The following is a 24,756-nucleotide window of genomic DNA, read 5'->3' on the forward strand; positions in this document are numbered from 1 at the left end:
TCAGCGACCTTCGCGCTCCGACACAGCATCATCATCAAATAGCCCCGGAGGGGCGTCGATGATGACAACGCCCCCCTCAACGTCGACAGTCGGGACGAGGGCCGTCACGAAAGGCACCATAACGGTTCCACGCTCCGTGGCCACGAGGAGGAGATCCTGCGCGGCACCGGGCGTGAGCCCGCTGACGGTACCGAGAACATCGCCAGACGGAGTGCGCGCCTCAAGGCCCTTCAGCTCGTGCGGATACCAGGCGTCCTCCTCCGGATGAGCATCGACGAGCAGGCGCACGCCGCGCAGCGCCTCCGCTTCCTCGCGGGAATTGCATTCCTCAAACGAGGCGAGCACCCGCTCCTTGTGGACACGAACGCTCCTCACCGTGAGGTGGCGCTTCTCCCCCGCGATATCCAACCGGGCACCGGGTGCCAGGACCTCGGGGTCATCACTGCGCACGTCCACGATAACCTCTCCGCGCAGGCCGTGGGCGGGGCCGACGATAGCGGCGGTGAGCTGCATATGTTCTCCTCACGATGTACGGGGACTCCCCCGAAGGATACAACGAAGGGGCCCGGCAATGCCGGACCCCTTCGCGACGTGTGCGAGTCTTACTCGCGATCCGTGTCGACGACGTCAACGCGGACAGTGCCACGCGTGGACAGCGCACCCATGACGGTGCGCAGCGCGCGAGCCGTCCGACCGCCGCGTCCGATGACGCGACCCAGATCCTCGGGGTTCACACGAACCTCAAGAAGCTGACCACGTCGCATGGAACGAGGCGTCACCTCGACATCTTCGGGGTGGTCAACGATGCCGCTGACCAGGTGCTCCAACGCGTCGGCGAGCATGCTCAGGCATCCTCTCCGGCGGCCTCTTCGGAAGCCTTCTCGGCGGCCTCGGCCTGCGCAGCGGCTGCGGCAGCAGCGGCCTCTTCCTCGGCCTTCTTGGCGGAAGCAGCGGCCTTGGACTTCTCGGCAGCAGCCTCGGCGTCCTTGACGGCCTGCTCGGCCTGGGCGGCCTTGTCGTTCTCCGAGACCTTCACGCGGGAAACCGCGTCGGCCTTACCGTTGAACTTGGCGATGTCGCCGGTCAGGACCAGCAGGTTGCGGACCTGGTCGGAAGGCTGAGCGCCAACGCCGAGCCAATACTGGGCGCGCTCAGAGTCGATGCGGATGATCGACGGGTTGGGCTGAGGATCGTAGTAGCCGACCTCTTCGATGACGCGGCCGTCGCGCTTCTTGCGCGAATCGACGACGACAACACGGTACTGGGCAGCGTGGATCTTACCCACGCGCTTCAGGCGAATTCGAACTGCCACTTGAGTGGTCTCTCCATTTCAGATTGGTGTGGACCGTTGCGTCCCAAGGTGGGAAACACAGGGGTCGCATTGGACCGGGACACGACGATGCGCAGTGAGAGGGTCTACGAACCGCCGGGTACAGCTAGCGATTATGCCATATTTCGCATCAATATCCCAAGCCGGGGACGTGCGCGGCGTCGCATGAGTCGGTTAATTCCATCACGCCGGACGTTCAGGTGGAGGTTCGCTCCCACACGGGGGTTCCACCGAGCGTCACGCGAGCGGGCCTCGACAATGCGAGAGGATCGATCCTCGGGTCCTCATTCAGGAAGAGAAAATCGGCCGGGCCGCCCTCGACGAGGCCGGGGTATCCCAGATAGCGCTGACTCACCCATGTGGCTGCATCGATGGTGAACTGAGCGGGCGCTCCCCACTGGAGCCACAGCGCTAGTTCACCGGCGATTGTTCCGTGGTCCTGGTAGCCACCCGAATCCGTGCCCATCAGCAGCAGGGCTCCGGAGTCCACGAGCATCTGGAAGTGCTCACGACGCGTCTCGTACATACCCCGCATCGTCGCGGCGTAGACGGGATACTTCTGCCCCGCCTGCGCGGCAAAGTCCTGGAAGAGCTCTATCTGTCGGAGGGTGGGCGTCACCGCGATGCCTCGCGCGGCAATCTCGCTGGCTTGATCCGCATCGATTCCGCTTCCGTGTTCAATGTCGTCGACCCCGGCCTCGATCAGCGAATCGATGACGCGATGAGAAAACGCGTGCACCGCGATCCTTGCCCCGGCCTCGTGCACGGCGCAGACCGCGTCACTCAGGACCGCGGGATCCCACAGGGGCATGAGGTCCGAGTCGGCTCCGGCGCTGCGGTCAATCCAGTCTCCGACGATCTTTACCCATCCGTCTGAGGTAGATGCCATCGACGCGAGAACATCGGGAAGCTCACGCTGATCCTCAACGTCAAGCGGCAGATCACGCATGTAGCGCTTCGGGCGCGCGACGTGGCGACCACAGCGGATCAGATGCAGGCCGGTAGCGCGAGCCGCAGGCGAGTTGTCGAGGGGCACGCCGCAGTCGCGCACAACCGTCACGCCGCTCGCAAGCGTCGCTCGTGCTTGCTCCTCCATCTCGGATTCGGACACCGAACCCGTTGACGAGTATCCGATATGACAGTGGGTATCGACCATTCCGGGCACGATGAAAACGACCGCGGGCGCCGTGCACTCGCTGCTCACGCGGCGAATCACAGCGCCATCCACACGCCACGTGCCGCGTACCCACTGCGGGCGTTCGGACTCGTTTTCCGCCCACAGGGCGAGCCCGGAGAACTCCATGCTCAGAGTTGGCCAAGCATGCGCTTGACGTCGTCCGGCAGATCGTCGATGGTCGGACGCGGAGCGGGAGCCTCCTGAGCGACGCCGAAGGACGAGCCCTTGGGCGCGCTGCGCTCCGACGGAGGCAGCATGGCCTCCAGCTCCTGCTGGCGACGCTTCGCGGGATTACCAGAACGCGCGCTCTTCTTCATGCGTGCACGCTGAGCCTGCGCCTTACGGGCGTTAGCCTTCTGCTTAGCCTTACCGCCGCGTCCGGGCAGCGCACCCATGCCGGGCACGCCGCCGCCCATCTGCCCCATCTGCGCCATCATCTCGCGCGCAGCCTCGAAGCGCTGCACGAGCTGATTCACCTCGGTGACCGTCGTACCAGAACCGCGGGCGATACGCGCACGACGCGAACCGTTGAGGATCGAGACATCCTCACGCTCAGCGGGAGTCATCGAACGGACGATGGCCTCGACGCGGTCCACCTCACGCTCATCGAAGTTTTCAATCTGTTCGCGCATCTGCGCGGCACCCGGGATCATGCCGAGCATCTTCTTCATGGAGCCCAGCTTCTTGATCTGCTGCAGCTGGCTCAGGAAGTCGGCGAGGGTCAGCTGGCCGGCCATCGCCTTAGCCGCGACCTTCTCCGCCTCCTCGGCATCCATCTTCTTTTCGGCCTGCTCGATGAGGGTGAGAATGTCACCCATGTCGAGGATGCGTCCCGCCATACGGTCGGCGTGGAAGCGCTCAAAGTCGTCGAGGCCCTCACCCGTCGACGCGAAGAGAATCGGCGCACCCGTCACGCCGCGCACGGACAGTGCGGCACCGCCACGCGCGTCGCCATCCAGCTTCGACAGCACAACGCCCGTGAACCCGACGCCATCACGGAAGGCCGTAGAAGTCGAGACCGCGTCCTGGCCGACCATGGCATCAAGGACGAACATGATCTCGTGGGGGCGCACGGCGTCGCGGATGGCGATCGCCTGGTCCATCATCTCCTGGTCAACACCGAGGCGGCCGGCCGTATCAACGATGACCACGTTAATGCCACTCTGGCGAGCGAACTCAACGCCGCTTCGCGCAACCTCGACGGGGTCACCGACACCGTTGCCGGGCTCGGGCGCCCACACCTTCACACCGGCGCGTTCGCCAACAACCTGCAGCTGCTGGACAGCGTTGGGGCGCTGGAGATCGGAGGCGACGAGGAGGACGGTCTTACCTTCCTCGCGCAGCCACTTGCCGAGCTTTCCCGCCAGCGTCGTCTTACCGGCACCCTGGAGACCCGCGAGCATGAAGACCGTAGGACCAGACTCGGCGAAGGTCAGCTCACGCGTCGCGCCACCGAGGATCTCGACGAGTTCCTCGTGAACGATGGAGACGACCTGCTGGCCGGGGTTGAGAGCCTTGGAGCGGGCCGCGCCGTAGGCCTTTTCACGCACCTGCGTGGTGAACTGACGAACGACGGGGAGCGCGACATCGGCGTCGATAAGCGCGCGACGGATGTCGGAAATCGCGTGATCAACGTCCGACTCGGTCAGGACGCCGCGGCTGCGCAGGCTGCGGAAGGACTGGGTCAGGCGATCTGACAGGTTTCCAAACACGTGTTTACTCCCAAGATGGCGGCTGTACTAGGCACAGGTTAGCGCACCTCGGCCCCGGGAGTCTCCTCACCGGGGCCGAGGTGCGCGTCATGACGAGAAGGTTCAGCCCTGCGCGCAGCCCACGATCGCGTCGACGAAGCCCTGCGGATCGAAGGGAGCGAGATCGTCCGCGCCCTCGCCAAGGCCGACGAACTTCACGGGCACACCCAGCGCACGCTGGACGGACACGACGATACCGCCCTTGGCCGAGCCGTCGAGCTTCGTGAGCACGATGCCAGTCACGCCGGTAGCCTCGGCAAACACCTCGGCCTGCTTCATGCCGTTCTGACCGGTGGTGGCATCGAGGACGAGGAGGACCTCGGAAACCGGTGCCTGCTTGGCCATGACGCGCTTGATCTTGCCGAGCTCGTCCATCAGCGTGGACTTGTTCTGCAGGCGACCCGCAGTATCGACGAGGACAACGTCAACGTCACGCTCAACACCCTCGCGCACGGCCTCGAAGGCGACGGAAGCCGGGTCAGCCCCCTCGCGGTCGCTGCGCACGACGTCCACGCCCACGCGCTCGCCCCACGTGGCAAGCTGATCGGCGGCAGCAGCACGGAAGGTATCAGCAGCACCGAGGATCACGGACTTGTCTTCCGCGACGAGGATTCGAGCCAGCTTGCCGACGGTCGTGGTCTTTCCGGTGCCGTTCACGCCCACCATGAGGACAACGGCAGGCTTGGTGGCACCATCAACCTCTGGGCGCTCGAGGTTGAGGGAGCGATCCATGTCGGGACCAACGAGAGCGAGGAGCTCCTCGCGCAGAATGTCGCGGATGCGCGCCTCGTCCGTGACGGACTCGACGGCGACACGGCGCTTGAGGGCCTCCATCAGCGTGTCGGTAGCCTCAAGGCCGAGGTCGGCGATGAGGAGCGATTCCTCGATCTCCTCCCAGTCAGCAGCGCTGAGCTGGCCTCGGCTCAGAACACCGAGGATGGCACGCCCCAGCGAACCGGAGGATGCAAGACGTTCACGCAGGCGCTCCATGCGCCCGCGCACGGGTTCGGGGCGTTCGATAGACGAGGCCGGGGTCGCGGGGACCTTAGAAGGCTCCTCGGGGGTCGCCTCAGGCGCGTCAGATGGGCCAGCGCGAGGCTCATCGCTTCCTTCTTGCGGGGCAGAAGCAGGCGCGTCACCGGGTGCCTCGGCCGGAACCTGCGGCTCAACGGGAATACTGACGTCCTCCGTGGGCCGGCGCCTGGAACTGACAACAATGCGGATGAGCACACCGATCAGCACAGCGACCAGCAGGCCGATAACGACCGCCCACGGTGACTGGAGAGTGGAAATAAAAGCGTCCATAGGGTCATTATCCCCTATGGACGCTCTTCACAGAAAACCTGAGTGCGGCATCACTACCTTAGGACTGCGCCGACTCCTGCGCGGAGGCATGACCCCCGTCGGAGCCCCGACGGCCGCGATCAAAGCGTTCACTCACGCGGCCGGTGACCGTCTCCAGCCGATCAATGCCCGGCAAGCGGTCAGCGTCGAAGTATGCGCTCCGCGAGTCAGCATTTTGAAGGAGTGACTGCAGGGAAGCTGTCCGAGGCACCACGGGACCATCGGGGGACGTCGAGGCGCGCTTGGGAAGCGAATGGTGAGTCTTCACCTCGTCCGCGATTTCCTCGCTCTCTCGCTTGATGACGCCCTTCCACTCGTCCGCGCTACGACGAGACAGCGCCAGCACCGCGACGACGCCACCGGCGACGACGAGGACAAGAACGACAGTCAGAACCAGAATCAACGCACCCTCAAGCATGTCATCATCCTGCCCTATCGGACCCTGACTATGCGACGTTGGCACCCGAGAACATGCGCTTTGTGACGATATTGTCATGGGGGTCAGGAACGCATGTTCCTGACCCCCATGAATGCCGACGAAGCGTCAGTCGAGGTAATCGCGCAGCACCTGCGAACGCGACGGATGGCGCAGCTTCGACATCGTCTTGGACTCGATCTGGCGGATACGCTCGCGCGTCACGCCGTAGACCTTGCCGATCTCGTCGAGGGTCTTCGGCTGACCATCGCCCAGACCAAAGCGCATCGACACGACGCCCGCTTCACGCTCGGAGAGCGTATCCAGCACGTGGTGCAGCTGCTCCTGCAGCAGGGTGAAGGACACCGCATCCGCCGGGACGATAGCCTCGGAGTCCTCGATCAGGTCACCAAACTCAGAGTCGCCGTCCTCACCCAGAGGCGTATGCAGCGAGATGGGCTCGCGACCATACTTCTGTACCTCGACAACCTTTTCGGCCGTCATGTCGAGTTCCTTTGCCAGCTCCTCAGGCGTGGGTTCGCGACCAAGGTCCTGCAGCATCTGGCGCTGAACACGGGCCAGCTTGTTGATGACCTCGACCATGTGGACCGGAATACGAATCGTGCGCGCCTGGTCCGCCATCGCTCGGGTGATCGCCTGACGGATCCACCAGGTGGCGTACGTCGAGAACTTGTAGCCCTTGGTGTAGTCAAACTTTTCCACGGCACGAATCAGACCCAGGTTGCCCTCCTGGATGAGATCCAGGAACTGCATGCCACGGCCCGTGTAGCGCTTGGCCAGGGACACGACGAGACGCAGGTTTGCCTCGAGGAGGTGGTTCTTTGCTTGCTGACCATCCTGCGCGAGGAAATGCAGCTCGCGGCGCTCGCGGCTGGTCATCTCGTCGGCCTGGTTCTTCAGCTTGTACTCGGCGTACAGGCCCGCCTCAATGCGGCGGGCAAGATCAACTTCCTGCTCCGCGTTCAGCAGCGACACCTTGCCGATCTGCTTGAGGTAGTCCTTAACCGGATCGGCCGTTGCGCCGGCGACCGTCACCTGCTGAACGGGCTCGTCGGTCTCGTCGGAATCCGAGACCACGAAACCACCCTTCACGTGGATGCCAGCGTTGGTACGCTCGCGCAACGCCGCACCCTCAGCGACCTTCGGGTCTTCTTCCTCAGCCTCTTCCTCGGCGTCGGTCACATCCTCGTCGTCGGTGCCTGCCTCGAGATCCGGATCTTCCAGATCGTCGCCCGTAGGCTCGAAGTCCTCCTCGGCAGCGTCACCGAGCTCCTCGACGACAACCTCTTCGACGATTTCCTCGTCCTTCTTCTTGCGACCGCGCGGCTTCTTGGCCGCGGGCTTCTTCGCGGTCTTGTCTTCGCCGGCACCAGCCTTCTTCGCTGCCTTTTTGGCAGGAGCCTTCTTTGCGGCGGGCTTGTCGGTCTCGACGGCGTCGGCCTTCTTGGTCGTCTTCTTCGCGGGAGCCTTCTTCGCCGGTGCCTTCTTCGCGGCAGACTTCTTCTCCTCGGCGGGTGCACTAGCCGCGGCCGTCGTGGCCTTCTTAGCGCGCGTCGTCTTCTTCGCGGGGGTCGTCACCTCCGTGGTTTTCTCAGTCGTCGCGGAGTCCTTTGCCGAAGCGCGAGATGCACTCACACGGGTCCCTTTCATTGATGGGCATGCACAACAGAGCCGATTGCAAATCGGCATACCATCGCCAGTCTAGTGCCTCGCTACGCAGTTTTCCTGGCGGTAAGGTGTGAGGATGCCCCGCCTCGTCCCTCCCGCGCGCCGCAACCTCGGTTAGAGTTGCCTCATGACTTTGAGCGATAGTTTCGCAACGCTGCGTCCCCACATCGATGAAGCAACGGCCTCGAGCCTCGCGCGCCTTCTGGTCCGCGCAGGCGCATCCAGCAGATCCGAGGAATTTTCCGAGGCCGTGCTCGCGTCCGTGCGCGGTGGGAAGCGTTTTCGAGCGCTGATGGCGCATATCGGATACTCGCTCGGAGCGGCTACCCCCCTGGAAGACGTGTCCCTCCCCCACCTCGGCGCCGCGCTTGAGCTCTACCAGGCCAGCGCTCTTGTGCACGACGACATTATCGACAAGGCAGACGAGCGTCGCGGCATCCCGACCCCTCATCGAAGCCTCGCCAACCACCATGCATCGAGGTCGTGGATCGGATCATCGACCGACTTCGGAGCTCACGCTGCGATCCTTGTCGGGGACTTCTTGTTCTCTGCAGCGACCGCCGCTGCAGACGAGCAGGCGCTGAGGCTTGACGAAGAACGCGCACGCGCGTTCGCGCGCCGCTTTGCCGACATGCACGCTGAGGTTGCGCTCGGCCAATACCTGGACATCGCCGCCGAGCAGACCCCGCTCGATCCCGAACGCTCGGACGTGCTCAACGTCAGTGACGCGCTGGAGGTCGCACTCCATAAGTCGGCTCACTACTCGGTCGTTCACCCGGCAATTTTGGGTGCCATCTGCGGTGCTTCCACGCTCGACGACGGCGAGACACTCGCTCGCAGCCTCGAAGAGATCCTGACGCCCTGGGGACTGGCATTCCAGCTGCGCGACGACGACCTGGGCGTCTTCGGAGACCCCGCCGTGACCGGAAAACCCGCGGGCGATGATCTGCGCGAAGGAAAGCGCACCGTCCTCCTGGCACTCACCTGGGAGGCTTCCTCCCCCGCCGAGCGGTCCGCCCTCACCGAGGTTCTGGGGGTGGCAGAGGCATCGCCTGAGCGCCTCAGCGCGGCAACCCGCATCGTCGAGGCCAACGGTCGCGCCCCCCACGAAGCTGAGATTGCGCGCCTGGTAGCCGACGGGCACGCAGCGCTTGAGGCCTCGTCCTTCGACGACGATGCCCGCGCCATGCTGCGCGAACTGTGCGCGATCCTCACCGCCAGGCGAGCGTGAGCCCCACCGACGCGAATCAGAAGGCCAGCGTCGAGGCGATCCGATTCACCCGGTGATGCCGACCCGACGTCAGCGCGTCGATCGGACGCTCACCCAGCTCGTCCTGAACGGTGTAGAGCCACGCGAGCGCTTCCTCAGATGTAAACCCGTCATCCGCCAGCAGGGTGAGTGTTCCCTGCAGGAACGGGAGCGGCTCCCAGCCGTTCTCTCCCTTGATAATGATCTCTCGGGGTACGCCGCGCACGCCCGCGCCGTCGCGTGCCTCGATGAGGACTCGGTCGCGGATCAGCTGCTTGAGGCGGCGTTCCTCAATGCCGAGGAGACGGCAGACCTCGTCGGTGGAGCGCACGGTGATATCAACACTGGTCATGAGCGCAAGACTACCCCATTCATGCGCCGCACCGAGGTGGGCACTTCCGATAATTTCGCGAAAACTCCCATAGAATCGACCGAGTGAGCGACGAACAGACATTCGACCAAACCGACCCACTGATTGGGCTTCTGGTCGACGAACGATACCGAGTCACGCGTCGTCTAGCGCGTGGCGGCATGGCCACCGTGTACATCGCCCAGGACGAACGCCTTGAGCGCCCGGTCGCCCTGAAGGTCATGCACCCGCACCTCGCGGACTCCCAGGACTTCGTCGCACGCTTCCGCCGCGAGGCACGCTCCGCAGCGCGCATCGTTCATCCCGGTGTCGTCTCCGTCTTCGATCAGGGCGTCATCACCGGCCAGGGCTTCCTCGTGATGGAACTGATCGACGGAACGAACCTGCGCCAGCTGCTGCGCGCACAGGGTGCCTTTACGATCCCTCAGGCACTGCGCTATACGACCGATACCCTTGAAGCCCTGCGTGCCGCTCACCGCGTCGGCGTGATCCACCGCGACATAAAGCCGGAAAATATCCTCGTTCCGACCGACGGCCCCGCGAAGGTCACCGACTTCGGCTTGGCACGCGCGGCGTCCGAGGTCTCCATGTCGTCGACGGGCAACATGCTCGGAACAGTGGCGTACATCGCGCCGGAAATCGCCACCACGGCCGAGGCCGACGCGCGCTCGGATATCTACTCCGTGGGCATCATGCTGTACGAGATGCTGACCGGCGCTGTGCCGTGGGCAGGCGAATCACCGCTGCAGATCGCCACCCATCACGTCGCCGACGACGTCCCCAAGCCTTCGGCTTCCCAGTCCTGGATTCCCCGCGAAATCGACGATCTCGTCGCGGCGCTGACGGCCCGCGACCCCGCCTCGCGTCCCGCCGATGCCTCCGAAGCCATCGACCTGGTAACGCGCGCGGCCGCTGCCATACCTGCCGAGCTAGCGAATCGCCGCGCAGAAATCGCCCCCGCCGACCGCAGCGGTGCCTCCGAGACCACCGCGCTCAATACGGAGGTGATGTCCGCGCAGTTCACGAGGCCGCTTCCTGCACCCTCAACCGTGACGACGGTCCACACCTCCGCGCCGATCCCAACGCCAGAGGAGGCGGGCACGACGAAAACGTACAAGCGTGCTGCCCTGTGGGTGAGCCTCGTCGTCCTCCTCCTCGCCGTCGCTGGCATCGGAGGCACCTGGTGGTGGACCGAATACGGCCCCGGTTCCTATCTGACGATGCCCGCTACTGACGGTCGTCCGCTCGCAGATGTTGAGACTGATCTGGGTGCGATGGGGCTTACCTTCACCGTCGAGGAGGAGTTTTCGGACGACGTAGCAACAGGATCCGTCACTCGCTCGGACCCTGAGGGCGGTGCGCCTGTCCATAAGCGCGCTGAGGTTTCGCTCCACGTCTCCAAGGGCGTGGACATGAAGAACGTGCCCGACGTGACCGGCAAGACCCAGGATGATGCGAAGAAAGCGCTCACCGATGCAGGCCTGGCCCTCGGTGCCATAACCGATGCCTACTCCGAGGATATTCCGCAGGGACAGGTCATCTCCCAGTCCGTGCCGTCGGGCACCTCGGTGCCGCACGACAAGGCCATCGACGTCGTCCTCTCCAAGGGACGCGAGCCTCTCACCGTTCCATCCCTCAACGGGATGAGCGCGGACGCCGCAAAGAAGGCTATCGAGGGGCTCGGCCTCGTCGCAGCGCCCACCGAAGCGTTCTCCGATACGGTCGCGCAAGGTCAGGTCATCTCTCAGCAAACAGCTGAAGGAACAGTCCTGCACCGAGGCGACACCGTCGCCTACACGGTCTCCAAGGGACCCGAAAAGGTTGCTGTACCCGACGTTGTCGGCCGCCAGCGCGACGACGCCAGGGCCACACTCGAAGCGGCCGGTTTCACCGTCCAAGAGGAGGCAATTCTCGGCGGCTTCTTCGGAACCGTCCGACAGACCGATCCCGCCGCCGGAACAATGCTGAAAAAGGGCAGCGTCGTCACGATCACGATCGTCTGACCTCGCCCGTCATAAGTATCCCCGGCCTCGTCCATAACAGACGAGGCCGGGGATACTTATGTGCGGTGAACTCACTCCTCGTGGGAGGAACCCTTCGCCAGGTACTGGGCGACCTGGAAGGCCATCTCCAGGCTCTGCTGGTGGTTCAGACGCGGATCCACGAGCGTCTCGTAACGATCACGCAACGACTCATCATCGATGTGCTCACTGCCGCCAATCACCTCGGTCACATCATCACCGGTGAGCTCGACGTGCAAGCCGCCCGGGACAGTTCCCGCTGCCTCGTGAGCCTCGAAGAAGCCACGAACCTCATCCATGACCGTCTCAAAACGGCGTGTCTTGTAGCCGGTCGAGGACGTAATCGTGTTGCCGTGCATCGGATCGGTCATCCACGTAATCGGACGGCCATCTTCCCGCGCCGCTTCCAGCAGCGGCGGAAGCGCCTCGCGGATACGTCCGGCACCCATACGCGTAATGAACGACAGGCGCCCCTCCTCACCATCCGGGTTCAGGCGATCAACGAGCGAGAGCATCTGGTCCGGCGTGGTCGACGGACCGAGCTTGACCCCAATCGGGTTGCGAACGCGCGACAGCAGCTCGATGTGAGCGCCCTCCTCATCGCGCGTCCTCTCCCCCGCCCACAGGAAGTGGGCAGACGTGTTGTACGGCTCTCCCGTGCGCGAATCAATGCGGGTCATCGCCGACTCGTACTCGAGCAGCAATGCCTCGTGCGACGAATACAGGTCGACGTCGCGCAGCGTCTCGAAGTCAACGCCCGCGGCACCCATGAACTTAATCGCACGGTGGATGTCCTCCGCCAGCGACTCATAGCGCGCGTACGCCGGGTTCGACATGAAGCCCTGATTCCAACGGTGTACCTGACGCAGGTCGGCGTAGCCGCCCTTCGTGAAAGCGCGGATCAGGTTTAGCGTCGACGCCGCATGGTTGTACAGCGACAGAAGGCGCTGCGGATCGGGCTCGCGCGCCTCGGAGGTGAATTCGAAGGAGTTCACCGCATCGCCGCGGTAGCTCGGCAGCGTCACGCCGTCACGAGTCTCCAAATCGGAGGATCGCGGCTTGGCGTACTGACCCGCGATGCGGCCGACCTTGATGACCGGCAGAGACGCGCCGTACGTGAGCACGACCGCCATCTGCAGCAGCGTCTGAATCTTCAGGCGCACGTGATCCGCCGTCGCCTCGGCGAATGTCTCGGCGCAGTCTCCGCCCATCAGGACGAAGGCCTCGCCGCGGGCAGCCGCACCCATCCACGTGCGCAGGTCGTCAACCTCACCGGCGAACACGAGCGGCGGCTGGCGGCGCAGCTGCGCCGTCACATCACTGAGATGTTCCGCGTCCGCGTAGGTAGGCTGTTGGGCTGCGCCCAGGCCGCGCCACGTATCCCAGGGAGCACGCTCCCCGGACTCGGGTGACCACAGGCGCTCGGGGACGCGGCGGGAGCGAGGCTTACGCACAGGCTCACCGCCGCGTCCGGGAGTGATCGAAGGAATCACGCGCAGCGACTCACTCGCCAGCGGGCTCGACGGTCTGGCCGATCTCGGCCATCATCTCGACGAACCAGGGGGCGGAAATGTCGAAGGGCTTGCCGCCCGCGATGCGCGGGAACGCGATGGCCTTCAGGCGGTCGCCGTCCTCCTCGTCGTGGCCGATAACGCCGGACTCGCCCTTGAAGGCGCACTCGACGGCGAGGTCGGTCATCGACTTAATGAGGCGCAGGTCGTCGGCGTTGGCACGCGAGGAACGCGAGAAGTAGCCGGACTTCTGGACCATGACCTTCTCGGCGTCGATCTTCTCAGCGAACTGCTTGGCGAACCACTGGCCGGGGTTGATCGTGTCGAGCTTGACGTGGCCGAAGGGGTCGCGCTGGACCTCGCCGCCGGCAGCCTCGATCTCCGCGATGATCTCGGGGACGCCAGCGCCCTCGGACAGGAAGATGTTGACGTTGCCCTGCTCGTCCATGATGGCCTTGAGGCGCTTGGCCTCGGCATCCAGGTCGATCTTCATCTCGGGCAGGAAGATGGCGTGGATATCCCAACGCTCCTTCGACAGGCCGATCGAGGGCACCCACTCCTGGGTCTTGAGCCACTCGTGGTAGCGCTGCGAACCGGCGGCCGTCAGCCAACCGCAGTGGCGGCCCATGATCTCGTGGATGATGAGCATGCGGGGGTTGGAGCGGTGCTCGCCGATGATGTTCTGGGAGTACTCGGAGACCTCTTCAGCGGCGGTCCAGGCACCCAGGGACTGGCGGATCGGCACGACGTCGTTGTCGATCGTCTTGGGCAGGCCCACGACGGTCAGGTGGTAGTCATGCTCCTCCAGGTAGGCAGCCAGGTCGGCGGCCGTGGTGTTGGTATCGTCGCCACCGATGGTGTGCAGGACGTCAACGCCGTCGGCACGCAGCTGCTCGGCAGCCTTCTGCAGCGGGTCCTCGTCCTCAGAGACGAGGCCGCGCTCGACCAGGTTCTTCTTGTTCGTCAGCTTGACGCGGGAGTTACCGATCGGAGAGCCACCGAAGCGGTGCAGGACGGCAGCGTGCTTGCGAGCTTCCTCGTCGACCAGCACGTAGTTGCCGGTGAGCAGGCCGTGGTAGCCGTTCTGGTAAGCGATGATCTCAACCGTGGGATCAATTTCGTTGTAGCGCTCGATGAGTCCACCGACGGCGGAGGACAGGCACGGGGCGAAGCCACCTGCGGTCAGCAGGGCAACACGACGGACCGACATGAATGTCACCTTTCTCAGGTTGGTTGGGTACGGCCCCGCGCGTGCATGCGCGGTCCGCCTCACCCCGGCTACCCGATGGGGCTGCCTAGTGCACGGGCGCGCGCGTGTGCAGGGCACAGTTCATTCTACCCGGCCCGCATCGCCTTTCGCCAAGGACACCCGTCCCACAAACCCCAGTGCCCGAGCCAACCGTGAGATGACGGCGAGGTGCTGTTACTCCTTGTCCGAGGCCTCCTGGTCCTCGCCGCTCTCCTCCTCGGGGGCGGTGGGCACGGGGACGTCGGGAGCGGTGCGTCCGCCGGGCGCCGGGCGACCGTTGGAGGGAACCGGGCCCTCGAAGGCACCCTCGGCTGCCAGCTGCGCCTTGACATCGGCGGCATACAGGTCGACGTACTCCTGGCCGGACAGGAGCATCAGGTTATACATGATCTCGTCGGTGATGGCCCGCAGCACGTAGCGGTCCTTGTGCAGGCCCTTGTAGCGCGAGAAGTCGAGGGGCTCGCCGATCACCATGCCGATGTTGGTACGCGAGGGAATCTTCTGGCCGATCGGCTGCGCGGCGTGCGTGCCGATCATGGCGACGGGGATGACGGGGGCACCGGACAGGAGCGCGAGGCGGGCGACGCCGGTCTTGCCGCGGTAGAGGCGCCCATCGGGGCTGCGCGTTCCTTCGGGGTAGATGCCGAAGAGTTCACCGTCGCGCAGGCGCTTGAGTCCGGCGTTCAGAGCCGCCTCGGACGCGCGGCCACCGGTACGGTCGACGGGGATGGTGCCCACGGCACGCATAAACTCCTTCGTCATCCACCCTTTGAGACCGGTGCCCGTAAAGTAGTCGGCCTTACCCATGAAGACGACCTCACGGTCGAGCATCATCGGCAGGAACACCGAATCCCATACGGCATTGTGATTGGACGCGAGAATGGCGGGTCCTTCGGTAGGAATGTTCTCCTTGCCGCGGATCCACGGGTGATAGGCCGCCTTCAGAACGGGGCTGCCGGTCGCCTTAAGAGCCTGATAGAACGCCACTGTCACTCCTGAAGTCTCGACGGGCGCGCAAGCGCGCGAACGAATTAGTATCAACTGTATGACGAAACAGACTGCCGTGCGCGATTGTGGGGAAACCATAACGCCCGGTGAGTCGGCCCGGCCTTTCGCCCGATCGGTGGTGTCGCAGGCGCTGTCCCGGGCCTCGTCGGTGGAGCTGCAGCCCAGCCTGGACGCCGTCGGCACCCCCGCCACCAGCGGACACTGGGTGGTCGTCGACCTGGAGACGACGGGGCTGGGCGCGGGCGCTGAGATTACGGAAATCGGTGCGGTGCGCGTTCGGGGCGGTGCCGTGGTGGAAGAATTTTCCTCACTCGTCAAACCTTCACGCCCCATTCCCCCTTTCATTACGTCGCTGACGGGGATCACGCCGGCGATGGTTGCACACGCAGACCCGATCGCGTCGGTACTGGAGCGATTCATGGCCTGGTCTGGCCTCGGTACCAAGGAACGCCCAGTCCTCGTCGCTCACAATGCGTCTTTCGACGTGGGGTTCTTGCGCCGCGCGGCCCGCGCGTCCTCGCTCCCCTGGCCTCGTGTACGCGTTGTGGACACCCTTGCCCTCGCGCGCCTCGCGTTGCCCCGCCCGCTCGTGCGCAACCACAAGCTCGCCACGATCGCTTCGTACTTTGGTACCGTCACGGTCCCCGAGCACCGCGCACTCGGAGACGCCCGGGCAACCGCTGAGATCCTCCTGGGATTCATCGAACTGCTCGCAGGGGCAGGAGCCGCCGACGTGGAGGACCTCGTCGCTCTCACCGATCAGGCACCCGCGCGCCGCCCCTCAACGCCGCCCTTCGTCGCGGACTTGCCCGCCTCCCCGGGGGTCTATCACTTCATCGATACGGCGGGTGACACGCTCTACGTGGGATCGGCCTCGTCCCTGCGCTCGCGCGTGGGCAGCTACTACACGAAGGCGGAGAAGCGGCCGAAAGTGCAGCGTATGGTGTCCCTCGCTGCCGGTGTGCGGCCCTATCCCACGGCGTCCATCCTCGAGGCGAGAGTCCGAGAACTGCGCGATATCAGGGAACTCGCACCGCCCTACAATTCAGCATCGACGCGTCAGGGATCCCAGCACTGGGTCATCGCCGATGCAGGCCGTGCTCGCGTCGTATCGTCCATTACGCTCGGTGATCTGCCGAACGCACTCGGCCCCTTCGGCACGCGAGCGCACGCCCTGCGCGCAGCCGGAGCGATCGAGCGCGTTTTAACGCAGGCCGAACCCGACGTTAGGTTACGCCTCCTTGACGAGGCCGTGGCCGCCTCCACGCTCGCCGTTCCCCGCGCGCTCACCGCGCTCATGGAGAGGCTATCCGCCCAGGGACTCTTTGAGCCCGCTGCGGCCGCTCGTGACGACCTCAGCGCCTACATGACGGGCGTCGAACGCGCGACAATGCGACCGATCCTGGCGGCGCCGCGCATCGTGTGGGGATCGCGCAGAGACGGGGGCGAGAAAGGTTGGATCCTGCACGTCGCATCCCACGGCCGACACCTCAGTTCCGTGGTCATTCCGCCGTACACCGACCCCTCCCCGTGGATCGACGTTCTCACGTCCACGACACCCATCGAGACCGACGGCGTCGCCGCCAGCTGCGCGTCGTGGGCAGAAACAGCGCTGCTGTGCGCCGAGCTGGCCCGCGAGGGAACGCGCCTCGTCGAATGGAACGGGCCTCTCCCCTGGGCCCAGCCGACGGCCAGCCCGCTATGCGACGGGCGGCTACGCGAGCTCCTGGCCCACGCAACCGCCCATCCGCATCACCGCCCGCACGCATGACGCGGGCTTGTCCCTATGCGTTCGATGCAGCCACCCAACGCTCGATGAGTCGGGCACCCGAGCCGTCCGCCAGCGTGCCCAGGGCACGCTCGACGGCACCGCGCATGCGCTCTTCGAAGTCGGCCTGCGTCACCGGGTTTTCCAGGCCCTCCCACGCCAGGATGCCGGCGCCGACGTTGAGCGCAACGGCATCGCGGACGGCATCCGCTCCACCGCCCGACAGCACGTCGCGGGCAACAGCCGCGTTCTCGGCCGCCTCACCGCCCGCGAGGTCCTCGATCGAGGAGGAGGCCATGCCCAGGGACTCACGGGCGTCGAACTCCGTGGGAGTCACGGATCCGCCCGACACAATCCACACCTGGTTCGCATCGGTCGTCGTCAGCTCATCGAGGCCCGTGTTCGCACCGCGGAAGACGAGCGCGCTCAGGCCCCTCGAGGCGTAGACGCCCGCCATCAGTCGCGCGTTCTCCTCACGCGACGCGCCGATCGCGCACGCCTGCACGCGCGCGGGGTTCGTCAGCGGTCCCAGGACGTTGAAGGCCGTGGGGAAACCGAGCGCGCGGCGCACGGGGGCAGCAAAACGCATCGACGGATGCATCTTATTGGCAAACAGGAACGCGATGCCCACCTCATCGAAAACGCGACGCAGGGCATCGGCGTCGAGGTCAAGATTGACGCCGAGCGCCTCGATCACGTCCGCGGAACCCGATTTCGACGTCGACGCACGGTTACCGTGCTTGACGAGCGGAATTCCCATCGCTGCGAGCACGATAGCGGACATCGTCGAGATGTTCACGGTCTTGTACCCGTCGCCGCCCGTGCCCACAATGTCGAGGGCGCGGCTGGGCAGATCGACATGTGCCGCGTGATCCTGCATGCCATCAGCGAGGCCGTGGATCTCGTCAACCGTGGCGCCCTTCATGGCCATGGCGGTCAGGAAAGAGGCAAGACGTGCCTCGCCGAGCTCGCCGCTCATCACCTGATCCATCAGCCAGTACGACTGGCCGTAGTCGAGGCTCTCGCCCGCGGTCAGCGCCTGGATGATCGGCGCCCACCCCTGAGCTGCCATCACTCGGCTCCGAGCAACACGTCGGCGACGGTTTCCTGCAGGATGATCGGGTCGATCGGGTCGGCCACGACCGCCGCTGCACCGGCCCACGTGGCCAGCCATTCGTCCTGCGGGCGAGCCGTCAGGAACACGATCGGAGGAACGCCGTCACGGGTCTCACGCAGATCCTGGGCGACGGACATGCCGCCCTCCTTCTTCGTCTCAGCATCAAGGATCAGCATCGCAAAATCCTGCTGATCAAAGGCGTCACGAACGCCGAAAGCCGTGGCGGCCTCCACCCATTCGATGCGGGGCGTGTCCTTGGAGGCACGCAGTCCGACGCCGTTGATGACGGCTTGACGCTTGTCCTTATCGTCGCTGAAAACCAGGATTCGAACGGTATCTTCACTCATGGAATCTCCTTGCGTATGTCGGCCAATTCGACGCGATGGCCCCATTCTAACTGGTAGCGGGCGGCTCCCACACTGGGAGCCGCCCGCTCACGTTCACCTGCGTCGGCGTATCGTCACTGCATCGAGGAGGTGCCGACGATATCGACAACCATCACGTTCGCCTGAGCCGACGTACCCGATTGCGCTTGCGAAGCCGGGATCGGGACAACAAGGAGGATACGGGAGCCAACAGTGTAACCGGCCAGACCCGCGTTCGTCACAGCCTCCTCGACAGGTGCTTGACTCCAACTGGACTGGGTCTGTCCGTTCGCGCCGAAGCCACCAGCGAGCGCCTTGTACAGGAAGGATTCCCCGTCTGCGAGTTCCTCACCCGAGCCCTTGTAGATCGTGTAGATCTTCCGCTCGGTGGGTGCGGCGACGCTCTCATCGATAGCCAGGGTCGGCTCGACACCGGGATCACCGGTCACGGTCACACCGGCGGGAAGTTCCTCGCCGGTCGCAGTCGCGCCGCTGAGAACCGACTCGTCGGCCAGGTTCTCGGTGGCAACGCCCACGATGTCCACGACGAACACGAGGGTCGAGTTCGCGGGAATATCGCCAGCGGCCTGGCTACCGTAGCCTAAAGAGGCAGGAATGACGAGCTCGACACGGTCACCCACGTGCGTGTGGGCCAGGCCGTAGCCCCAGCCCTTGACGACCCGGTCGAGCGAGAAATCGATAGGCTGTCCCTTCTTGAAGGACGAATCGAAAACAGTGCCGTTCCACAGAGCACCCACGTAGTTCGCCCTGATTGTCGCACCCGGACACACGAGCGCACCATCGCCCTGCTTGAGGGTCTTGACGAGAACCTTGTCGGTCGGCTCGCTTCCCTTCCCGGCGGCGATCACGGGGGTGTCATCGCCGGTAATCGACGGGAAGTTTCCCTTGCCGCTGCGGTCGACGTTCGCATTCTGGTCAGCGGAGTCGTCCGTCGAGCAGGCAGAGTAGTCGATCTCCGCGGGAGCGGGAGACGGAGACGACGAAGCGTCGGAGCAAGCCGCGAGCCCGAGAACGAGGGCGGCTGCGCCGGCGAGGGCACCGAAGCGGCGCAGGAAGGACATCATGGAAAAGTGTTCTTTCGGCTCAGTGGAAGGATTCGCCGCAGGCGCAGGTGTTCTGGGCGTTGGGGTTATCAATGGTGAAGCCCTGACGCTCAATCGTGTCGGCGAAGTCGATCGTGGCGCCGCTCAGGTAGGGAACGCTCATGCGATCGACGACGACCTCAACGCCGTCGAAGGAGCGAATCGCGTCGCCGTCGAGGGTACGGTCATCGAAGTACAGCTGGTAGATGAGGCCGGAGCAGCCACCGGGCTGAACGGCGATGCGCAGGCGCAGGTCGTCGCGACCCTCCTGCTCAAGGAGGCTCTTCACCTTCGCAGCTGCGACGTCGGTGAGGATGACCTCGTGGGTGGGAGCCTGAGTTGCGGACTCGGACATGATGCTCCTTTTCGTAACGGATAGACGTATTCGCTTGACACACTACTCCCCCGCGTGGACCACGCGCCACGGCTGGGGTGCGCGCTCAGCGTAACCAGGTGCGGGCGACGCGGCGTCCGGCGTCTTCGAGCGTGACCGATCCTTCCGTCTCAAACACTCCGTGAAGCCCCCATTCGGCCTTCTCGAAGTGCGAGAGACTCGACCTGTGGGTGATAGCGACGACGGGCAGCGCATGCGCTCCAGCGGCACTCGTCACACGCTCGAGCGTCGATTCAGCAAGCAGCGGCGAGGACAGCTCAGGTTCGGCGACGATCACGAGGTCGCAGCCCTCCATCATGCCGTCCAGATCGAGAAGCTGGGACAGCAGATCACCGGTAGAGACGATACGTCCACCGATCGCTGCGATGACGGCCCCCACGCCGCCGCCGGCACCTGAACCGCGCAGGCGCGCCGGATGGACCTCCTGACCCGCCAAAAGCTGGCGGCGCCTCAGCGGACGGTGCGCGAACGCCTGCGTGAGAGCAGCCGTCAGGGCGGTGTCTTGGCTCTCGATCGGCTCCAGGTCGGGTGCAACGGCAAGGATCGAGTCGAGGCCCACAAGCGGCCGCGCGGTGGATGCCGCGCAGACAAGATCGACGTCGGCATCCGCAACCAGGTCCTGGGCGCGCGTCAGCGCATCGGCGAGCGCCTCGGGCCGCCTCGGATCAATACAGCTATCGCCGAGGAGTCCTTCGAGAAAGCCGATACCGCAGTCCGGGGAAGCGTTGTGTCCCCCCTCAACGATGACCGTCCGCTGCATCCCGAGCGTTTCCGCCACGCACACGCCCGCCTCACGCGACGACGAGGCATCCGTGGGCACGCGCACGAACGAGGCCTGGGAGCGCAAGGCCGCCACGGCCTCGTCGAAGGTTGGTCCGGTACCGACGGGAAGCGTCACCACCGTCGAACTGGGGGCGCCGGTAAGAACGCCCCGTCCGATTGCAGCAAGCGCATCGCCGGTCGGTAAGGCGGGAATACCCCCGTCCCACCGACCGGCGACAACAACACGACTCACAGGGACGCCACGCGCGTCAGCAGAAGCGCCTCGGCGAGGATTGCGGCCTTCAGGTCGGAAATCGACTGCGACTCGTCCTCCGAGTGAGCGTTCGTCAGCGGGTCCTCGACGCCGGTGACGACGACCTGCGCGTGGGGGAAGATGCGCTGGAAGTCAGAAATGAACGGGATCGAGCCGCCCACGCCGATGTTGACCGAGGGAACGCCCCAGGCCTCGGTGAGGGACTCGTGCAGCGCCTTCGTGACGGGGGAATCCATGTCAGCCTGGTAGCCGGCACCCGCATCCTCGGCCGTGACCTCGACGCGCGCACCGAAGGGCGCGTGAGCGAGCAGGTAGTCGACGAGCTTGGTCTGGGCCTCGAGGGGATCGACGCCGGGGACCGTGCGCATCGACAGGCGGAAACGCGTGTGCGGGGCAATCGTGTTCGAGGCGTTAGAAACGGGACGCGCGTCAAAACCGATCACCGAGATCGAGGGCTTGGTCCACATGCGGGCGGCAATGTCGCCCGAACCCGCCAACTGCAGGCCCTCGACCATGCCGGCCGCGGCACGCAGCTCCTCCTCCGGCCAATCCACGTCCGCGTGATCCGAACCGCCCAGGCCCGGGACCGCGACATCGCCCTTCTCGTCGAAGAGCGAGGCGATCAGCATCGAGGAAACCGCGACGGAATCGAGCAGCGGGCCACCGAACGCACCCGAGTGCACCGCGTGGTCCGCGACAGTCACATCGACGGTCACGATCGCGTTGCCGCGCAGCGTCGAGGTGACGGCAGGCTCGCCGACCTTCCAGTTCGACGAATCCGTCACAACGATGACGTCGGCGGCAAGCTCATCCTTGTGCGCATCGAGGAACGCGGTGAACGAAGGAGAACCGATCTCTTCCTCGCCCTCAATGAACACGACGACGTTCACCGGCAGGTCCTCGCCAAGGATCGACAGGGAACCTAGATGCACCGTGATGCCGGCGCCGTCGTCGGAAGAACCGCGACCGTAGATGCGGTCTCCACGAACCTCCGCCTTGTAGGGGTCCATGCTCCAACGGCTCAGCTCACCCACCGGCTGCACGTCGTGATGGGCGTAAAGCAGGACGGTCGGGGCACCCTCGATGCGGGGCGAATGCGCGACGAGCGCGGGCTTGCCCTCGGTCCCATCCGCAGCGGTTTCGCGCAGGACCTTGGCGTCCAGACCAAGGGAAGCGAAACGCTCACGAATATGCTCAGCGCTGCGCTCCACGTCGGCGGCGTGCGCAGGATCCGACGACACCGACGGAATCGCGACGAGCTGCGTGAGTTCCTCCAGCAGAGACGGGAAAGCGGCCTCCAGGCGCTCCCTCAAAACGGACGACGACAATGTGTGTGAAGTATCAGCCATACGACCAGGGTAGACCATGGGAGTGCGAGGCGGGCAGGCTATCCGCTAGCCTTGAACCGTGTTTGGACGAAGCAAGAACAACAACGACGAGACCTCGATGCACGTTGAGCCAGTCTCAACGACGCCCGGCGGCAAAAAAGGCCGTCCCACGCCCAAGCGTAAGGACGCCGAGGCCGCGCGTATCCACCCGCTGGTTCCCAAGGACCGCAAGGAAGCCAAGCGTGCCGCACGCGCCGCCCGCAACGCGCGCTTCGACGCCGAACAGCGCGCGCTGGTGACCGGCGAGGAGAAATACCTCCCGGCACGCGATAAGGGCGCTGCCCGTCGCTTCGTGCGCGACTACGTGGACGCACGACACTCCTTCTCCGAGTGGATCCTCGCCGTCATGATGGTCTCCATCATCCTGATCATGTTGCTCTCGATGCTCGGCAACAAGATCCCGCTGCAGTACCAGGCCTACCTGCTCTACGGATCGTCGATCCTCATGTACGGATCCTTCATCATCACCGCGGTTGAGGCCTTCCTCGTGTGGCGCAAGGTGAAGCGCACCTTTGCCGAGGCACACCCGCGCGAGGATATTCCCTCCGGCACCGGGTACTACACCTTCTCCCGCATGATCATGCCGCGTCGCTGGCGCTCGCCGCGCCCCCAGGTTGACCGCGGACAGTTCCCAAAGTAATCCGCAGACCACGTCGGCCCCGCCCCATCCACATGGTGGCGGGGCCGACGCGTTTTATCCACAGGGTCCGTCGCGACCAACCCTGTATCCACAGGGGCCGCCGTCGCGCTGGATTCCCCTTCCTCTCGCAGGCCATCCTGTTCGTGTCGGAGCATCGACGCCCGACAGAGACGACAAGGATGCATCATGCACACAACGACCACACTGCTGCCCACCTGTGATATTGCATGTGAGGAGGACGAGCCCTCCCCCGACGGCATGTACGGCCCCGCCCACTGGTTGGATGACCGAGGCATCTCCGCCCTCCTCGCGCCCTACCTGTGCGACGGGTGGGACCTCGGCGACTACGCACGCTTCGCTGATCTCACAGGTACGGATGCGCGGCGCCTCTCCACGCTCCTGCCGAAGGATGCACGCGATGACAGGCAGAACAACGCGCCTCGGATCATCGACCTGCTGCGCGCCGCCACGCACATCGACGGGCTCACGCTCGAGGGATACGTCATCCGGGCCCCTCGCCGAGACGAACGCGTCAGCATCGACACCGTGCTGGTTCCCGAGTCGGCGATCATCGCACACACCGGTGCCCCCATCGACGAGGATCGATATCCGAGCTTTCAACACTGGCTCACGCTAGCCTCGGTCCTCGGCCTTGGCGAGGAGGCGATACCGCCCGACGAGATGCGCCTGCTCGTTCGAGACGGATCATCCACGCGGTGGTGGTGGGCATGGTGGGACTGATCAACTATCCTAGGAAGCATGATCCGACGCGCGTACAACTGGGCTTTCACACACTTCATCTCACGTTCCGACCCGGAGGATGCACACCACCTGGGTCTGGGAGCGATTTCGCTGGCCGGACGATTCGCCCCGACGCGCGGACTCATGCGCGCCACACTGGGCTACCTCGATCCCCACCACAGCCCCACCCGGACGGTGAACGGAGTCGAGGTCCCCCTAACGCTGGGGCAGCGCCGCCTGCCCTCGCGTCTGGGCCTCGCAGCCGGCATGGACAAGGACGCGCAGGCCGTGCTCGGCATGTGTGCCCTCGGCTACGCCTTCGTCGAAATCGGAACCGTCACCCCGCGCCCCCAACCCGGCAACGACGCACCGCGCCTGTGGCGCCTCATGGAAGAGCGCGGCCTGCGTAATCGCATGGGTTTCAATAACGCCGGCGCGGATGCAGCCGCGCAGAAGCTGCGCGAGCTGCGCTCAACGTCCGCGGGCCGCGCCGCCATTGTGGGCGCCAACATCGGCAAGAACAAGGTGACCTCCGAGGAGGATGCCCCGGCCGACTACGAGTACTGCGCGAAGACGCTGGCCCACTGGGTCGACTTCGTCGTCGTCAACGTCTCCTCCCCCAACACACCCGGCCTGCGCGACCTGCAGTCGGTCGATCACCTGCGCCCGATCTTGCAGGCAGCCCGCCGCGGCTGCGAAGCCGGAGCTCCCGACCGCGTCATGCCCCTCTTCGTCAAGATCGCCCCCGACCTGGCCGATGAGGACATCGTCGCCATCGTCGAGCTGACGAAGGAACTCGGCCTGGCGGGTGTCGTCGCCACGAACACGACGATCAACCACGACCTGGGCGAGGGTGGCGTCTCCGGCGCTCCGCTACTGCCCCGCGCCCTCGAGGTAGTCTCCCTCATAGCTCGCCACCTCGACGAGGAACAGATCCTCATCGGAACCGGCGGAATCTCCTCTCCGGAGGACGCGCTGCGCATGATCGGCGCGGGTGCCGACCTGGTCGAGGCCTTCTCCGCCTTCATTTTCGAGGGCCCGTCCTGGCCGGGCGAGGTCTCTCGCGCCCTCCAGCGCGCATAAGGGGCAC

24 protein-coding genes are annotated in these 24,756 nt (G+C 65.1%); 6 read left to right on the forward strand and 18 right to left on the reverse strand.

The window, feature by feature from the left end; genetic code table 11:
• The 8 genes from rimM to O3684_RS00205 form a co-directional block, all read right to left on the reverse strand.
• Complete coding sequence (rimM, locus tag O3684_RS00170) at window positions 1-513, reverse strand: ribosome maturation factor RimM (RefSeq protein ID WP_500064223.1); 513 nt, start codon at window positions 511-513, stop codon at window positions 1-3.
• An 89-nt stretch (window positions 514-602) separates the two neighbouring features.
• A complete protein-coding gene (locus O3684_RS00175) occupies window positions 603-842 on the reverse strand; it encodes an RNA-binding protein (protein WP_003792828.1) in 240 nt (79 codons plus the stop codon).
• Between the two features lie 2 nt (window positions 843-844).
• Window positions 845-1,312, reverse strand: a complete 468-nt coding sequence (rpsP, locus tag O3684_RS00180; protein ID WP_500064225.1) for a 30S ribosomal protein S16 — start codon at window positions 1,310-1,312, stop codon at window positions 845-847.
• Window positions 1,313-1,526: 214 nt separating this feature from the next.
• Window positions 1,527-2,633, reverse strand: a complete 1,107-nt coding sequence (locus O3684_RS00185; RefSeq protein WP_500064227.1) for an amidohydrolase family protein — start codon at window positions 2,631-2,633, stop codon at window positions 1,527-1,529.
• A 2-nt stretch (window positions 2,634-2,635) separates the two neighbouring features.
• Entirely contained in the window at window positions 2,636-4,219 is a 1,584-nt protein-coding gene (ffh, locus tag O3684_RS00190) for a signal recognition particle protein (protein WP_500064229.1), read from the reverse strand.
• 102 nt (window positions 4,220-4,321) lie between these two features.
• Window positions 4,322-5,563, reverse strand: a complete 1,242-nt coding sequence (gene ftsY, locus O3684_RS00195; protein ID WP_500064231.1) for a signal recognition particle-docking protein FtsY — start codon at window positions 5,561-5,563, stop codon at window positions 4,322-4,324.
• A gap of 58 nt (window positions 5,564-5,621) precedes the next feature.
• Window positions 5,622-6,020, reverse strand: a complete 399-nt coding sequence (locus O3684_RS00200) for an ABC transporter (protein ID WP_500064233.1) — start codon at window positions 6,018-6,020, stop codon at window positions 5,622-5,624.
• Window positions 6,021-6,146: 126 nt separating this feature from the next.
• Entirely contained in the window at window positions 6,147-7,688 is a 1,542-nt protein-coding gene (locus tag O3684_RS00205; protein WP_500064235.1) for an RNA polymerase sigma factor, read from the reverse strand.
• A 145-nt stretch (window positions 7,689-7,833) separates the two neighbouring features.
• On the opposite strand from O3684_RS00205, the gene O3684_RS00210 reads away from it, so the two are divergent.
• The gene (locus O3684_RS00210) at window positions 7,834-8,937 is read left to right on the forward strand and encodes a polyprenyl synthetase family protein (protein WP_500064237.1); all 1,104 of its coding nucleotides are present in this window, start codon (window positions 7,834-7,836) and stop codon (window positions 8,935-8,937) included.
• A 16-nt stretch (window positions 8,938-8,953) separates the two neighbouring features.
• On the opposite strand, the gene O3684_RS00215 is transcribed toward O3684_RS00210, so the two are convergent.
• A complete protein-coding gene (locus O3684_RS00215) occupies window positions 8,954-9,307 on the reverse strand; it encodes an Rv2175c family DNA-binding protein (RefSeq protein WP_500062092.1) in 354 nt (117 codons plus the stop codon).
• 83 nt (window positions 9,308-9,390) lie between these two features.
• Between O3684_RS00215 and pknB the strand changes: the two genes are divergently transcribed.
• On the forward strand, window positions 9,391-11,328 hold the full coding sequence (gene pknB / locus O3684_RS00220; protein ID WP_500064239.1) for a Stk1 family PASTA domain-containing Ser/Thr kinase: 1,938 nt from the start codon (window positions 9,391-9,393) through the stop codon (window positions 11,326-11,328).
• A gap of 71 nt (window positions 11,329-11,399) precedes the next feature.
• Here the strand turns inward: pknB and O3684_RS00225 are convergent, their stop codons facing one another.
• The 3 genes from O3684_RS00225 to O3684_RS00235 form a co-directional block, all read right to left on the reverse strand.
• Window positions 11,400-12,839, reverse strand: coding sequence for a class II 3-deoxy-7-phosphoheptulonate synthase (locus O3684_RS00225; RefSeq protein WP_500064241.1), 1,440 nt, complete (start codon window positions 12,837-12,839; stop codon window positions 11,400-11,402).
• Between the two features lie 10 nt (window positions 12,840-12,849).
• The gene (locus tag O3684_RS00230) at window positions 12,850-14,067 is read right to left on the reverse strand and encodes a pyrophosphate--fructose-6-phosphate 1-phosphotransferase (protein ID WP_500062095.1); all 1,218 of its coding nucleotides are present in this window, start codon (window positions 14,065-14,067) and stop codon (window positions 12,850-12,852) included.
• Between the two features lie 213 nt (window positions 14,068-14,280).
• Window positions 14,281-15,093, reverse strand: coding sequence for a lysophospholipid acyltransferase family protein (locus O3684_RS00235; RefSeq protein ID WP_500064243.1), 813 nt, complete (start codon window positions 15,091-15,093; stop codon window positions 14,281-14,283).
• A 58-nt stretch (window positions 15,094-15,151) separates the two neighbouring features.
• Here O3684_RS00235 and O3684_RS00240 point away from each other — a divergent pair, with 58 nt between their 5' ends.
• A complete protein-coding gene (locus O3684_RS00240) occupies window positions 15,152-16,885 on the forward strand; it encodes an exonuclease domain-containing protein (RefSeq protein WP_500064244.1) in 1,734 nt (577 codons plus the stop codon).
• A gap of 13 nt (window positions 16,886-16,898) precedes the next feature.
• Here the strand turns inward: O3684_RS00240 and trpD are convergent, their stop codons facing one another.
• From trpD to O3684_RS00270, 6 genes are all read right to left on the reverse strand, one after another.
• Window positions 16,899-17,954 carry an anthranilate phosphoribosyltransferase gene (trpD, locus tag O3684_RS00245; protein ID WP_500064246.1) on the reverse strand — a complete coding sequence of 352 codons (1,056 nt, stop codon included), beginning with the start codon at window positions 17,952-17,954 and terminating at the stop codon, window positions 16,899-16,901.
• A complete protein-coding gene (locus O3684_RS00250; RefSeq protein ID WP_500064247.1) occupies window positions 17,954-18,346 on the reverse strand; it encodes a response regulator transcription factor in 393 nt (130 codons plus the stop codon). Before O3684_RS00250 ends, trpD begins: the two co-directional genes overlap by 1 nt.
• Window positions 18,347-18,459: 113 nt before the next feature.
• Window positions 18,460-19,449, reverse strand: a complete 990-nt coding sequence (locus O3684_RS00255; protein ID WP_500064248.1) for an FKBP-type peptidyl-prolyl cis-trans isomerase — start codon at window positions 19,447-19,449, stop codon at window positions 18,460-18,462.
• 19 nt (window positions 19,450-19,468) lie between these two features.
• Window positions 19,469-19,822 (reverse strand): iron-sulfur cluster insertion protein ErpA, encoded by a 354-nt coding sequence (erpA, locus tag O3684_RS00260; RefSeq protein WP_003792846.1) that lies wholly within the window; start codon window positions 19,820-19,822, stop codon window positions 19,469-19,471.
• A gap of 85 nt (window positions 19,823-19,907) precedes the next feature.
• Window positions 19,908-20,876 carry a glycerate kinase gene (locus O3684_RS00265; protein WP_500064249.1) on the reverse strand — a complete coding sequence of 323 codons (969 nt, stop codon included), beginning with the start codon at window positions 20,874-20,876 and terminating at the stop codon, window positions 19,908-19,910.
• Window positions 20,873-22,246: a M20/M25/M40 family metallo-hydrolase gene (locus O3684_RS00270; RefSeq protein WP_500064250.1), complete on the reverse strand. Its 1,374-nt coding sequence runs from the start codon at window positions 22,244-22,246 to the stop codon at window positions 20,873-20,875. The genes O3684_RS00265 and O3684_RS00270 overlap by 4 nt, the downstream gene beginning before the upstream one ends.
• Before the next feature lie 97 nt (window positions 22,247-22,343).
• Between O3684_RS00270 and O3684_RS00275 the strand changes: the two genes are divergently transcribed.
• From O3684_RS00275 to O3684_RS00285, 3 genes are all read left to right on the forward strand, one after another.
• On the forward strand, window positions 22,344-22,925 hold the full coding sequence (locus O3684_RS00275; protein ID WP_500062213.1) for a DUF3043 domain-containing protein: 582 nt from the start codon (window positions 22,344-22,346) through the stop codon (window positions 22,923-22,925).
• A gap of 186 nt (window positions 22,926-23,111) precedes the next feature.
• Complete coding sequence (locus O3684_RS00280; protein WP_500064252.1) at window positions 23,112-23,666, forward strand: hypothetical protein; 555 nt, start codon at window positions 23,112-23,114, stop codon at window positions 23,664-23,666.
• An 18-nt stretch (window positions 23,667-23,684) separates the two neighbouring features.
• Window positions 23,685-24,749 (forward strand): quinone-dependent dihydroorotate dehydrogenase, encoded by a 1,065-nt coding sequence (locus O3684_RS00285; protein WP_500064255.1) that lies wholly within the window; start codon window positions 23,685-23,687, stop codon window positions 24,747-24,749.
• Window positions 24,750-24,756 lie beyond the last annotated feature (7 nt).

Source organism: Pauljensenia sp. 20925_1_27, assembly GCF_041432835.1.
Classification (GTDB): Bacteria; Actinomycetota; Actinomycetes; order Actinomycetales; family Actinomycetaceae; genus Pauljensenia.